Source organism: Paralcaligenes ureilyticus (assembly GCF_004346225.1).
GTDB lineage: Bacteria > Pseudomonadota > Gammaproteobacteria > Burkholderiales > Burkholderiaceae_B > Paralcaligenes > Paralcaligenes ureilyticus.
Map to the genome: position 1 here is coordinate 148644 of NZ_SMAJ01000001.1, position 14076 is coordinate 162719.

The window sequence follows — 14076 nt, forward strand, 5'->3', positions numbered from 1 at the left end:
TTAGCTAACGGTAGGTTTTTGTAGCGGCAGCCCTTGTGGCTGCCATAATCGTTAACAAGAGGGCGGTATCTTCTTGCGTCGATGACAGGCACAAGGCCTGTCGCTACAAACCTGTCGCTACTGGCGCACCTCTTCACAAATAAAACTCTTGCGCGGCATCCAGCATCATGCGCACTACATAATCGGCAAAACTGCGCCGGACAATCACCACCCATGCGCCATCGGCTTGCGGCCGTACAGTTATGCCTGCCTTGAAAAAATACGATTGTGCACATTGCCCTTCGGTGAACGCCTTGGGATGCAGGTCCAGCGGGCAACCTTTCTGCAAAACATCCCGGGCGTGAACGCCCGACAAACGCAATGTGGTGTAGCCGCTGCTTACATCGACGGTCGTCGAAAATTGATCACCAAACCGGCGGCGCAAGGCCGCCTCGAGCACCGCAGGCGTATCCTGAAGCGATTGCGCCAGCCATTCATTGGGCCCCAGCCACCACAGCACATGCGTGGCGCCGACCGATACCGTATTGGTCTCAACCGGCAGCGCTGCGCCCAACACCTCGCCAACAGCCTGCACAAACTCGGGCGAATTCGAATTCCCGCGAATATTGTTCAGTTCAAGAAACGGCATTTCTTCTATGCGAACCTGTGCATGAAGATGGGATGGCGTCTGGGCCAATAAATCCTGCACGCCCACCAGGGGCGATTCCCGAACGATTTCAGTCTGCATTTTGGCGTGTCCCTTCGGAATCGTAAAAAACGGGGCTGCATACCGAAGCGGTCGCATAACCGCCATTGGGCAGCGCCACCGTTATCTTTTCACCCTGGCGCTCCAGGCCTCCTTGCAGCAACCCCAGGGCAATCGACCGATTGAGTATCGGACTTCTATAGCTGGACGTGACATGGCCCGTCATGACGGCCGGCAACGCGCCGCCCGACTGCGAGACAATCTGCGCGCCCTCGGGCAGCAGCAAGGCGGGATCGTCGGGCAGCAGGCCCACGAATTGCTTGCGATTGGCCTGCGCCGTATGCGTGCGGCTTAAAGAGCGCTTGCCGATACAATCTTTCGTCTTCGCCACCAGCCCGCCCATGCCCAAATCGAAAGGAGACACCGAACCATCGGTATCCTGGCCCACAATGATGTAGCCCTTCTCGGCACGCAAAACGTGCATGGCTTCGGTCCCGTAAGGCGTAATGGAATACGGACGGCCCGCCTCCATCAGCGCGTCCCAGACATGCTGGCCGCAATTGGCCGGCACGTTCACTTCGTACGAGCGCTCACCCGAGAAGCTGATGCGCATGACCCGCGCAAAAACGCCCGCAAAGGTTCCCTCGCGAAAGCTCATGAAGGGGAACGCCTCGTTGGAGAAGTCGATATCGGCGCATACCGCTTGCAATACCTTGCGCGAATTGGGTCCCACCACCGCAAAGGTCGCAAAATGATCGGTGACCGAAGTCATGTGCACCTTCAAATGCGGCCATTCAGTCTGGTGCCATCGCTCCATCCAGTTCATGACGCGCGCCGCACCGCCCGAAGTCGTACTCAGAAGAAAGTGCTCCGGCCCCAGGCGAATATTCACGCCATCGTCGAACACCATGCCGTTTTCATCCAGCATCAGGCCGTAACGGCATTTGCCAACGCCCAGCTTGGTCCACGAATTGGTATATATCCGATTCAGGAATTCCGTCGTATCCGGGCCCTGGATATCGATTTTCCCCAAGGTCGAGGAGTCCATGATGCCCACGCTATTGCGCACCGCAAGGCATTCACGTGAAACCGCCGCATGCAAGTCTTCGCCATTGCGCGGGTAATACCAAGGGCGCTTCCAGTTTCCTACGTCCTCAAACACCGCCCCTTGCGCAACATTCCATTCGTGCAAACAGGTTTTACGGATCGGATCAAAGAAGTCGCCCAGCTCCCGCCCGGCCAGCGCACCGAAGGTGACCGGCGTGTAATTGGGGCGAAACGTGGTCGTGCCGGTTTGCGGAATCGTTTTATTCAATACATCGGCCAATATCGCCATGCCGCTGATATTGCCCAGCTTGCCCTGATCGGTGCCGAACCCCAACGCCGTATAGCGCTTGACGTGCTCGATGGATTCATAGCCTTCGCGCACCGCCAGGTAAATATCCGATACCGCCACATCATTCTGGTAATCGACGAATTGCTTGGCACCGCGGCCCACCTTGGCTTTGTGGCCCGCCAGCCAAAGCGCAAGAATCGGGCTCTCGACAACGGCCGGGGTACTCCAGGATACGGCCTGCGCGGCGGTCACGCCCGCGTGGGCCAAAGCGGCTTGCGCGGCCGATACGCCGCCACTCAAAGCCTCGGCCAACAGAAAATCGCCATTGGCCGCGCCGGCGCTGAACGCCGGCTGCACAGCCTGGCCGGGGATGAAGCAGGCTTTGGCATCGTTCCATACGGCTCGGCCACCCGACTGCGCAAACAAGTGCAGCACGGGATTCCAGCCGCCCGACATGGCCAGCAGATCGCAGGGATGCTCGGCCAGGGTCTCTCCTGGCACCCCCTCTTTGCACGCAACAATCTGGACGCTGCGAACGTGACGCGTGCCACTGGCTTCAATCACCATGGCTCCGTACATGACCGATATACCTTGGCGCTTCGCCTGTTCGGGCAAAGACCCTTGCGTGGCGGCGCGGGCGTCAACCACCAGCACCGACGCGCCGTGCCGCGTCAGGTCTATAGCCGTGCGATAGGCCTCGTCGTTGTTGGTAAAGACAACGGCCTTTTTGCCCGGCAGCACACCATACTGATTGATATAAGCGGAAACGGCCCCCGCCAACATAATGCCCGGCAAATCATTATTGCCAAATATCATGGGGCGCTCGTGAGCGCCGGCGGCCAGGACAACCGCCTTCGCACGTACTTTGTACAGGCGTTCGCGCACTCCGCGACGGCTGTGCACCGGCAGATGATCCGTCAAACGATGACAGACCGTCACCAGGTTATGGTCTTGATATCCAAATGCTGTGGCGCGGGTCAATATCTGTACATTGTGGTTCGCCTGGAGCTCGGCCGCGATATGCTCCACCCATACGTCGACCGGTTTGCCGTCGATGGTGGCACCCACAAGGGGTGCCGCTACATTAGCTACCGCCACATCAGCTATCGCTGCGGCTTTGTCGTGGCGCCCGCTCTCGGTATCCTGGCTTAACAAAGAGCCGCCTAACTCCGCGTGGTCTTCGACCAGCATCACTCGCGCGCCCGATCGCGCCGCCGTGTAGGCCGCGGCCAACCCCGCAGGCCCGGCGCCCACCACCAGCACATCGCAATGGGCATAGGTTTTTTCGTAACGATCCGGGTCGGGCAGCCGGGGCGACGAGCCCAAACCCGCCGCCTCGCGAATACGTGCTTCATATTTCGGCCACAACTTCTTGGGCCACATAAAGGTTTTGTAATAGAAACCCGCTGGAATAAAACGCGCAAAGCGCTGTACAAACGCCATGCGATCATTTTCCAGACTGGGCGACGCATTCACGCTGCTTGCCACCAGGCCGCTATAAAGCTCCACCTCGGTCGCACGCGGATTGGGCACGGCATAGGCGCCTTCTTCAAGCTGTACGATGGCGTTGGGTTCTTCCACGCCCGCTGTCATGATTCCGCGCGGGCGATGGTACTTCCAGCTGCGCGCCACAAAATGCACGCCCGCGCCCAGCAAGGCCGAAGCCAGCGTGTCCCCCTGAAAACCCCGATACGTTTTTCCGTTAAACAAAAATTCCACCGGCTTGGAACGATCAACCCGCCCTGTTGAATCCAGACGATACGACTGACTCATTCCTCTACTCCCTCATTGGGTTGCGCAAACTTTTCATAACTTTTTATTTCGTACGATACGGTGTCGCGTTCAAGCTTGAACCAACGCCGGCACCCCTGGGTGTGATGCCATTGCTCGCGGTGCAATCCGCGCGCGTTTTCGCGCATGAACACGTAATCGCCCCACTCTTTATCCGTTAAATTCTCGCTGTCGACCGGGCGCACAATATCGGCCTCGCCACCACAGCTGAACTCGGTTTCGGCGCGTTCGCCGCACCAGGGGCATTTAATCAATAACATCATTGGTTCCGGAATAAATGGCACCCACAAGGGGTGCCGCCACAAAAACGTACTGCTGAATCATGTAGCGGCACCCCTTGTGGGTGCCACCACGCCAACGCGACAACCCACATACCCACCACGCATGCAACGGTCGCCCCTGTAGCCGCCAAAATCTTGTTCAATGTGCAACCGCCGCTGCGCCATGCTCATCGATCAGGTGGCCGGTATAAAAGCGGTCAAGTGAAAACGGCGCATTAATGGGGTGGGGGTTGTCGTTGGCAACGGTGTGCGCAAAAACCCATCCCGATCCCGGCGTGGCCTTGAAGCCGCCGGTACCCCAACCACAGTTGAAATAAAGACCCTTGACATCGGTTTTTGAAATAATCGGACAGGCATCGGGCGACACATCGACCACGCCCCCCCATTGACGATTCATCCGCACCCGGCTAAATATCGGGAACATCTCAACAATGGCCTTCAACGTTCCTTCGATCAACTGGAAGCTGCCTCGCTGCCCGTAACCGGTATATTGATCAATGCCCGCGCCAATCACCAGATCGCCCTTGTCCGACTGACTGATGTAGGCGTGAATGGCGTTGGACATGACGACCGTGTCGAGAACCGGTTTGATCGATTCGGACACGAGTGCTTGCAACGGATGACTCTCAAGCGGCAGGCGTATGCCCGCCATGGCGGCCAGTACACTGGAGTTGCCCGCCGTCACCACCGCAACCTTCTTGGCCTTGATAAAGCCCTTCACCGTGTCAACGCCGGTCACCGCCCCGTTTTCACGGCGAATGCCCGTGACGCCGCAGTTCTGGATAATGTCGACCCCGTATTTATCGGCACCGCGTGCAAAGCCCCAGGCCACGGCATCGTGGCGGGCCACACCGCCGCGGCGCTGAAACGACGCGCCCATCACGGGATAGTGGCAGTCCAGATTGATGATGGGCACAATTTCCTTGATCTGGTCGCGCGTGAGGAATTCGGCGTCCACGCCGTTCAACCGATTGGCGTTGACGCGGCGCTGCGTATCGCGCACTTCCTGCAAGGTATGGGCCAGGTTCATCACCCCACGCTGGCTGAACATCACGTTGTAGTTCAGATCCTGCGACAGGCCTTCCCACAGCCCCATGGCCGTTTCATACAGGCGGGCCGATTCATCCCACAAATAATTGGACCGGACAATAGTCGTATTGCGTGCGGTATTGCCCCCGCCCAGCCAGCCTTTTTCAATGACGGCGATATTCTTCACGCCATGTTCCTTGGCCAGGTAATAGGCCGTTGCCAGCCCATGACCGCCGCCGCCGACCACGACCACGTCATACTCACGCTTGGGTTCCGGGCTTTTCCAGGCCCGCTGCCAATTCTGGTTATAGGAAAGCCCATTACGGATCAGGCTGAAAATGGAATATCGACTCATAGTTGCTCAGCATTCAATAACGTTCACGGCCAAACCGCCGCGCGACGTTTCTTTGTATTTGGTTTTCATGTCGGCGCCTGTTTGCATCATGGTCTTAATGACTTCGTCCAATGACACATAATGCGTCCCGTCGCCGCGCATCGCCAGGCGCGCGGCGTTAATGGCTTTGACTCCGCCCATGGCATTGCGCTCGACGCAAGGGATTTGAACCAGCCCGCCGACCGGATCGCACGTCATACCCAGGTTGTGCTCCATGCCGATCTCGGCCGCATTTTCAATTTGCGCGTTGGTGCCGCCCATGACCGCTGCCAACGCGCCGGCCGCCATCGAACAGGCCACGCCGACCTCGCCCTGACAACCCACTTCGGCGCCCGAGATCGAGGCATTTTCCTTGTACAGGATGCCAATTGCCGCCGCGGTCAACAAGAAGTCGACAACTCCATCCGCATTCGCCCCGGGGATAAACCGGAGGTAATACTGCAGCACCGCGGGGACCACGCCCGCCGCGCCGTTGGTCGGCGCCGTGACCACCCGGCCGCCCGCTGCGTTTTCTTCATTCACCGCCATGGCGTACAAATTGACCCAGTCGAGCATGGTCAGGGGGTCGCGCGATGACTCTTCGGACTGCTCGGACAGCGCGCGATACTGGGCCGCGGCGCGGCGCTTCATTTTCATGGGGCCGGGCAAATGACCCTGAGCCGCGCAGCCGCGCTTGATACAGGCGGCCATGACATCCCAGATATTCAGCACTCCCGCGCGCACCTGATCCTCCGTGCGCCAGGACTTTTCGTTTTCCATCATGAGCCCGGCAATCGTCAGATTCGCCTCGCCCGCCATCTTCAATAACTCGGCGGCGCTCTTGTACGGATACGGAACCGGTGTATCGTCGGCCGAATTAACGCGCATCCCGTCACAGTTCATGACGAAGCCGCCACCGATGGAGTAATACTCTTTTTTCATGAGCACCGCGCCGGCCGAGTCGCTTGCAATAAAACGCATGCCATTCGAATGCAGGGCCAGCACGCCGCGGTTGAAATGGATATGCTGCTTTTCAACGAAGGGAACCGCAACCTGATTCAACAGGCGGATTTCCCCGCTCGCCCGGATGCCTTCGATAACCTGCGGCACAACGTCCGGGTCGATCAGGTGAGGCTGATAGCCGCACAAGCCCAGCATAATGGCGGTGTCGGTGCCGTGGCCCTTGCCGGTTGCGCCCAGGGAGCCGTATAGTTCAATACGCAAGCCGGCCACCGCTGACAGCAAATCGGCTTCTTCCAGGCGATGCGCAAAGCGCGCGGCCGCAATCATGGGCCCCACGGTATGCGAACTGGACGGTCCGATTCCGATTTTGAATAAATCGAAAGTACTCAGCGACATGCTTGTCTCCACGCCTGTGTTATTTTTTTATTTATCCGATAAATACCGGAATTGACAACACCTGCGTAGTACAACAATCAAACGCCTGCCGAGCTAGAATAAAGACGCCATTCAACTAGAACAATTGCGTCAAACCTTGAAGGCCGAGGGTAAACCATTTGCTTAATAAAACTCGGTCCGATTCGGGAAAATCTCCTGATAATTGACCTCGTCGAGCCCGGCCATTCTTTTTTCACGCCGAAAGGTGCTGGGAGACACCGCGTAGATCTGGCGAAACTCCCGCCCCATGTGGGAGGCATCCGAAAATCCGCAATCGGATGACACGGCGGAGATCGTTTTATCGGTGTTCAGCAAAGTCCAGGCCGCAACCCGCAAACGCATGGCCCGGGCAAAGGCCTGGGGCGTTCTGCCGGTATCGGCCTTGAATACCCGTTCGAACTGGCGGCTGGACACATTCAGCTTTTTCGCCATCTCTTCCAGAGTCAAGGTTTTGCTGACATGCTGCTCCATCAATAGCATGGCGCGTTTCACAATGGGATGGGCCGATGGCTCCAGGCCCGGAGGATGAGGCTGCGGCGCATTGATGGTATCGGCCCGGTCCACCAGCAAAATGCGCAGCGCCTTTTGAACCGTGGACAGGTCGATATGGCGCTTGAGGATAGCCGCCGCAACATCGATCGATGCACGGCCTCCGGAACAGGTAATGCGGCGATCATCCATCACGAACAAGCGGTCGGCAACGAGCCGGGTGTGATCGACATGAGGGAATTGCTCGAGGAAATCCCAATAATGAAACCAGCTGACGCAAATGCGATGTTTGGCCAGAACCCCCGCGCGCATCAGGGCGAAGGTTCCGGTGCAAATGCCGACCAGCGTCGTTTTCGTTTTCCCGACGGCCTGGATGAAATCCAGCGTCGCCTGACTGGGCTCGGACCCTTTGCGCAACAGGCCGCCTACCACCACTACATAATCAAACCGCGCCGGGTCGCCCAGATCTTCCCAGGGGGTCGTCTCGATGCCGCAGCTGGCGCGAACAGGCCGCTTGGCGTCTCCGATGAGCGACCAGCAACACCTGACGGGGCGGCTATTGTCGCCCTCGTCGCTCGCCAGCCTGAGCATATCGACCAGGCCCGAAAACGCCGTCAGCGTGAAATTGGGCAGCAACAATATGCCGAACCAAACGGGCTTGGCGGCGGCTGACATGTCTTCGCAGGGCAAGGCACACCTCATGGAGAAATCATCGCTTATGTACCTGAGTTCAGGCAGTTTCATTCTATTCCGATCCGGCGCTTTCCTGTTGTACTACCCGCTCCATACCGTTTGGCAGCCACTAGGGCTGCTGCTACACGAGACATGGCACCCACAAGGGGTGCCGCTACATAAAGCGACGACTATGCCCACCGACACCAGCCTGCCCCCGAACCGTGCATTTTGTCTCAACATCGCCTGCCCCAGCCAGGCCGGCGAAGTGGCGGCCGTTGTCGCATTCCTGGACCGGCACCACGGATACATCGACGAATTCCAGGTATTCGACGACAAGTTCAAGCAGCGTTTTTTTGTGCGCTGCGCTTTTCACACCACCGTACAGGACGCCCTGAGCCTTTCGACGCTGCAGCGGGAATTCCAGCAGATCGGCCGGCAGTTCGACATGGAATGGCAAATCTACGACATCAGCACGAAACCGCGTGTCCTGATCATGGTGTCGCGCCTGGATCACTGTTTAAACGACCTGCTCTTTCGCTGGCGCATGAACGAGCTGCCCATGGACATTACCGCCGTCGCCTCGAACCACACCCTTTTGCAACACCTGGCCGAACAACACGGCCTGCCTTTTGCGCACCTGCCTATCACACCCGAAACCAAACTGGAACAGGAAGAAAAACTGCTGCGCCTTGTCGACGAAACCCGCAGCGACCTGGTCGTCCTGGCGCGCTACATGCAAGTACTCAGCCCTGCAACCAGTAAAAAGCTGGCCGGGCGCGCCATCAATATCCACCACTCCTTCCTGCCGGGTTTCAAGGGAGCCAAGCCCTATCACCAGGCCTACGATCGCGGGGTCAAGGTGATAGGGGCGACCGCCCACTTCATCACCGATGACCTGGACGAGGGGCCGATCATCGAACAAGTCGTCGAACGCGTTACCAACGCCCATGGCCCGGACCAATTGTTGACCGTCGGGCGCGACATGGAATGCCAGGCACTGGCTCGAGCGGTCAAGTCGTTTATCGAGCGGCGCGTATTCATTAACGGCAACCGAACCATTTTGCTTTAAAACAAATGGCCGGCGCCGCCCGCGGCCTCTTTAACCGGTAACCCCCTTCAGCTTGTTCATTAAACGCGCAAACGGCGTAACGCGGCTTTGCTGCGGGTCAATACCGAAACTCTCGGTAATGCGATCGAGAATAATGGCAAGCAACACCACGGCCAAACCGCTTTCCACCCCCAGGCCGATATCCAGCCGTTGGATACTGGCCAGCACATCATTGCCCAGCCCGCCCGCGCCAACCATGGACGCAATAATCACCATCGACAGCGCCATCATGATGGTTTGATTGATACCGGCCATAATCGACGGCATGGCGTTGGGAATTTGTACCTTAAGCAATAACTGGCCCGGCTTGCAGCCAAACGCCAGCCCGGCCTCGACGATTTCATTATTCACCTGGCGGATTCCCAGCGCCGTCAGGCGCACGGCGGGCGGCATGGCGAAAACCACCGTGGCCAGAATGCCCGGCACCCGTCCAAGGCCGAAAAACATCGCCGCCGGAATCAAATAAACAAACGCGGGCATGGTTTGCATCAAATCCAGAGCGGGGCGAACAATCGTCGATACGGTTCTATTGCGGGCCGCCCAAATGCCAAGGGGGATGCCAAACGCCAGGCTGATCAAGGTCGACGAAAACGTCAGGCCCAGCGTGATGACCGTTTGGTCCCAGAAATGCGTGTTATCGATAAGCAACAAGGAAAGCAGGGTAAACAAGGCAAACCGCAAGCCCACCCGCCACAGGCCCAGCGCGACAAATATGCTGATCATCAACCAGACGGGCAAAGAAACCAGCCCCGACTCTATCGCCCCCGAAAATGAATGAATCAGGAATCCGAACGAATCAAAAATATTGCCGTGCTTATCCAGCATGTAATTAACGCCGGAATCCACCCAATGCCCCAAGGGCAATTTATGGCTTCCCCACCAGAGCACTAACTGGGTCAGTTGATCGCTCATGCGCCACCCCGATTTGCGGCGATCGTTTTCAGCACCGTGGCATGACACAAGGCGCCGCAATAAGCGCCGCTTTGATTCACCACCGGCAAAGGGCGGTGCGACATCATCAGGACATCCATTAATTCACTCAAAAGCATATCCGACGGAATCGTCGGAGAGAACAAGGGCGATGACGCACCGCTGCGGCAGCGCGCCAGCTCGTAATTATTGGGAATGAACCCCTGCACCTGTTTATGCTGGTTCAACAAAAACGCCCCCTTGTCGTCGATGTCGGCCGAAGCGGACAAGGTATCCGACAAATAGGGGTAGTCGATAATCGGGATGCCTTCGGGCTCAAGAATATCGGCAGCCGTTAAATAACGCGATGTATCGACGCCATTGAAAAAAGCGCGCACATAATCGTCGGCCGGATTATTAATGACTTCCCGCGCCGTCCCGACCTGGACCAGAACGCCGCCTTTCATCACGGCAATGCGACTGCCGATGCGAAGCGCTTCCTCCAGGTCATGCGACACAAAAATTATGGTGCGGCGCTGCTCGCGTTGCAGATCAAGCAATACGTCCTGCATCTCCCGGCGCTTTAAGGGATCGAGCGCCGAGAAAGCTTCATCCATCAGGATCAGCGACGGATTGACGGTAAACGCCCGCGCCAGGCCGACCCGCTGCTGCATTCCGCCCGACAACTCATAAGGCCGCTTATGCGCAAACGTGGCAAGCCCGACTTGTTCCAGGACCGCCAAAGCTCTTTTTTCCCGTTCTTTCTTGGCGACACCCGAAACCTCCAGGCCGAAACTGGCGTTTTCCAGCACCGTGCGATGCGGCATCAGGGCAAACGACTGAAACACCATGCTCATGTTGCGGCGCCGCAGCTCGGTAAGCTGAACCCGGTTCATGGCCGACACATTCTGCCCATCCACAAAAACGCTTCCGGCGCTGGGCTCGACGAGACGATTGATCAGGCGAATCAGGGTCGATTTCCCCGAGCCCGACAAACCCATCAAAACAAATATTTCACCCTCTTGAACGGAGAAAGAGACATTATCAACGCCTATGATTTGCCCGGTTTCGCGAAATATATCGTCTTTGCTCTGGCCTTTATTTAATAATTCGATCGCCAGATCGGGATTGGAGCCGAAGACTTTATATAAATTCTTAACCTGGATTTTATCAACACTCATAGCGGCCTCTTATACAGCAGGAAGCAGCAACAACGCCCTCCCCGTCGACTCCGCGGCACTATTGCCAAAAAACGGCAATTAATTGTCTAAAAGCGACAAAATGCTGCTTATTTCTCATAAAAAGGCTTTAAAAACCTTCAAAGGAAGGGAGTTTACGCCTCAATCGGCGTGGATTTCATAGGTGTTTGTCCTAGGAATAATTGGTCGTAAAAACTAGAGCGGATGTCGTTATCAGACAAACGAAAAACACCCAAAGCTGCCACTATTTAGCAGTCACCCGCGTCTTTGTAGCGGCAGCCCTTGTGGCTGCCACCTATCCAACAAACACGTAGACGCCGTCTTAACCGTCAGGGTTTTGCCACCCACAAGGGGTGGCGCTACAGGGCACCGCCGCTACAGGCCTATTTCTAACGCGTTACCAAACATTCAGGAGATGAATCACATGGCAGAGAACCGAGGGGTTGTCTATATAGGGCCCGGAAAGGTAGAAGTGCAGTCCATTCCATTTCCGAAGCTGGCCGATCCGCAAGGCCGGAAAATCGAACACGGCGTCGTGCTCAAGGTGGTCTCCACCAATATTTGCGGCTCGGACCAGCATATGGTCCGGGGCCGTACCACCGCGCCCGCCGGCTTGGTGCTGGGCCACGAAATCACCGGTGAAGTCATCGAGCTGGGCCGTGATGTCGAACGAATAAAAAAGGGCGACCTGGTTTCAGTGCCGTTTAACGTGGCTTGCGGCCGCTGCCGCTGCTGCCTGGAACAAAACACCGGCGTGTGCCTGACCGTCAACCCCGCCCGCCCCGGCGGCGCATATGGCTATGTCGACATGGGCGGCTGGATTGGCGGGCAAGCCGAATATGTCATGGTTCCCTATGCCGACTTCAATCTGTTGCGTTTTCCGGATCGCCAGCAGGCCCTGGCCAAAATACGCGACTTGACTTGCCTGTCGGACATCTTGCCCACCGGCTACCACGGCGCCGTGATGGCGGGCGTGGGCCCTGGAACGACCGTATACGTGGCCGGCGCCGGTCCGGTCGGCCTGGCCAGCGCCGCCTCGGCGCGGCTGCTGGGCGCTGCCGTCGTCATCGTGGGCGATGTCAATCCGGTGCGTCTGGACCATGCCAGAAAAGTGGGCTTTGAAACCGTAAACCTGTCGCTGGACACCTCCCTCGCCGACCAGATTGCGGCCATCCTGGGAACCCCCGAAGTCGATTGCGCCATTGACGCCGTCGGCTTTGAAGCGCGCGGCCACGGCCATTCCGGCTCGCAAAACGAAGCCCCTGCCACCGTACTTAACTCGCTGATGGAAGTCACTCGCGCGGCCGGCAAAATTGGCATTCCAGGCTTGTATGTGACCGATGACCCCGGCGCCTCGGACGCCGCCGCCAAACACGGTAATCTGTCAGTCCGTTTCGGCCTGGGCTGGGCTAAATCCCACAGTTTTTTCACCGGACAAACGCCTGTCATGAAATACAACCGGGCGCTGATGCAGGCAATTTTGTGGGACCGCATCAATATTGCGGAGATAGTCGGGGTGCAGGTTATTTCGCTGGATCAGGCACCCAACGGTTATTCTGAATTCGATGCGGGCGCACCCAAGAAATTCGTCATTGACCCGCACCAGGTATTGCGAGCCGCGTAGCAGGCCGTTCTAAATCAATCGCTGTAGCGGCAGCCCTTGTGGCTGCCATCTACGCCATAACCTGCACCTTGTTTGGCAAAAATGGCACCCACAAGGGGTGCCGCTACAAAAACGTGTCCGCCGCTAATGTAGTGGCAGCCCCTGTAGCTGCCACCGATACAACTAAAGTGCACAGTTGATTTGGATTCTACGGAAATTATTTATTGTGCTTGCGGCCGTACCGCTCATTACCCACGCCACTCATGCTGATAATGCGCTTGGCCGAGGCCTGCTTGGCCCGCTCTTCATTGATAAGCTGTTGAACACCGGACTGCAGCGGACGAAATTTGGTTGGGGTACGTGGTTTAACAAGCATGGCTACCTTTTTATCAAAAGAGTCTCTGTAAAATGGACACTCAAAAGCCAGCGCGCCGGCTTGGTAAACCTTGTTCGCGGCACGCGGACAATCCCTCTACCATACACCTATTTGCGGGCGCCTTCATGACAAGCCGATCCGATCCGGCTATCATCCTTGTGGATGCGGGATATTTGAACCACACTTGATACTGGCAAGGCCCCATCCCGCCCCTCTGTTCGGCGCAAACCCGGTGGACACCGCAACACCGCTTTCAAGACTGGAGAAAGTACCATGAGCAAGAATCACGATAGTAAAAAGGCCGAAAAAAAAGAGCCTCTTAAAACACCCAAAGAAAAAAAGGAAGCCAAGCGCGCCAAGAAGGAAGCCAAGCGCTAAAAACCCTCTAGGCACAGGCTCTTGCGCCGTGCCTGGCCGCAATTTCCCGGCCACCTATGCTTGGGGGCGACTATCGCAGTCGCCCCCAAGGCCTTTCCGGCAACGCAATCACTGCGTCATTTCTTCATTGTGTCCTTGCCCATCTGATCTTTGCCCATCTTGTCCTTGGCCATGGAGCTCTTCTTGCCCATGGAGTCTTTAGACATCGTATCCTTGGCCATGGAGCTTTTGCCCATGCTATCGCCCTTTTTCGACATGCCGCCATGATCCATGCTGCTTTTGGACATGGAGTCTTTATGCATGCTGTCGGCCGCGAACGCGCTGACCGTGCCCAGCGCCAAACATACGGTAAAAGCAGAAGTAATGATTTTTTTCATGATGAAATCCTTAATGGAAAAAAGAGTGAGTAAAACGGGTTAAACCTGGCACCCACAAGGGGTGCCCCT

Annotated in this window: 12 protein-coding genes; 2 read left to right on the plus strand and 10 right to left on the minus strand. The window is 57.2% G+C overall.

Features of this window, described 5'->3' with window-relative positions; genetic code table 11:
- Nucleotides 1-133: 133 nt before the first annotated feature.
- The 6 genes from EDC26_RS00760 to EDC26_RS00785 all read right to left on the minus strand — a co-directional run bounded on the left by EDC26_RS00760 (nucleotide 134) and on the right by EDC26_RS00785 (nucleotide 8084).
- Entirely contained in the window at nucleotides 134-727 is a 594-nt protein-coding gene (locus EDC26_RS00760) for a sarcosine oxidase subunit gamma (protein ID WP_132579361.1), read from the minus strand.
- The gene (locus EDC26_RS00765; RefSeq protein ID WP_132579362.1) at nucleotides 717-3794 is read right to left on the minus strand and encodes a 2Fe-2S iron-sulfur cluster-binding protein; all 3078 of its coding nucleotides are present in this window, start codon (nucleotides 3792-3794) and stop codon (nucleotides 717-719) included. Before EDC26_RS00765 ends, EDC26_RS00760 begins: the two co-directional genes overlap by 11 nt.
- Entirely contained in the window at nucleotides 3791-4072 is a 282-nt protein-coding gene (locus tag EDC26_RS00770; RefSeq protein ID WP_132579639.1) for a sarcosine oxidase subunit delta, read from the minus strand. The genes EDC26_RS00765 and EDC26_RS00770 overlap by 4 nt, the downstream gene beginning before the upstream one ends.
- A gap of 160 nt (nucleotides 4073-4232) precedes the next feature.
- Nucleotides 4233-5477 carry a sarcosine oxidase subunit beta family protein gene (locus EDC26_RS00775; RefSeq protein WP_132579363.1) on the minus strand — a complete coding sequence of 415 codons (1245 nt, stop codon included), beginning with the start codon at nucleotides 5475-5477 and terminating at the stop codon, nucleotides 4233-4235.
- A 6-nt stretch (nucleotides 5478-5483) separates the two neighbouring features.
- A complete protein-coding gene (locus EDC26_RS00780; RefSeq protein ID WP_132579364.1) occupies nucleotides 5484-6854 on the minus strand; it encodes an L-serine ammonia-lyase in 1371 nt (456 codons plus the stop codon).
- Between the two features lie 162 nt (nucleotides 6855-7016).
- A complete protein-coding gene (locus EDC26_RS00785) occupies nucleotides 7017-8084 on the minus strand; it encodes a GlxA family transcriptional regulator (protein WP_132579640.1) in 1068 nt (355 codons plus the stop codon).
- Nucleotides 8085-8247: 163 nt separating this feature from the next.
- Between EDC26_RS00785 and purU the strand changes: the two genes are divergently transcribed.
- On the plus strand, nucleotides 8248-9126 hold the full coding sequence (gene purU, locus EDC26_RS00790) for a formyltetrahydrofolate deformylase (protein WP_132579365.1): 879 nt from the start codon (nucleotides 8248-8250) through the stop codon (nucleotides 9124-9126).
- Between the two features lie 30 nt (nucleotides 9127-9156).
- Here the strand turns inward: purU and EDC26_RS00795 are convergent, their stop codons facing one another.
- Nucleotides 9157-10077, minus strand: coding sequence for an ABC transporter permease (locus tag EDC26_RS00795; protein ID WP_132579366.1), 921 nt, complete (start codon nucleotides 10075-10077; stop codon nucleotides 9157-9159).
- The gene (locus EDC26_RS00800; RefSeq protein WP_132579367.1) at nucleotides 10074-11255 is read right to left on the minus strand and encodes a quaternary amine ABC transporter ATP-binding protein; all 1182 of its coding nucleotides are present in this window, start codon (nucleotides 11253-11255) and stop codon (nucleotides 10074-10076) included. The genes EDC26_RS00795 and EDC26_RS00800 overlap by 4 nt, the downstream gene beginning before the upstream one ends.
- A 442-nt stretch (nucleotides 11256-11697) precedes the next feature.
- On the opposite strand from EDC26_RS00800, the gene fdhA reads away from it, so the two are divergent.
- Complete coding sequence (fdhA, locus tag EDC26_RS00805; protein ID WP_132579368.1) at nucleotides 11698-12897, plus strand: formaldehyde dehydrogenase, glutathione-independent; 1200 nt, start codon at nucleotides 11698-11700, stop codon at nucleotides 12895-12897.
- Nucleotides 12898-13093: 196 nt separating this feature from the next.
- Here fdhA and EDC26_RS20025 read toward each other — a convergent pair whose 3' ends face one another.
- Together EDC26_RS20025 and EDC26_RS00810 are read right to left on the minus strand one after the other, a co-directional pair.
- Entirely contained in the window at nucleotides 13094-13252 is a 159-nt protein-coding gene (locus EDC26_RS20025; RefSeq protein ID WP_165930862.1) for a hypothetical protein, read from the minus strand.
- A gap of 494 nt (nucleotides 13253-13746) precedes the next feature.
- A complete protein-coding gene (locus EDC26_RS00810) occupies nucleotides 13747-14007 on the minus strand; it encodes a pentapeptide MXKDX repeat protein (protein WP_132579369.1) in 261 nt (86 codons plus the stop codon).
- Nucleotides 14008-14076 lie beyond the last annotated feature (69 nt).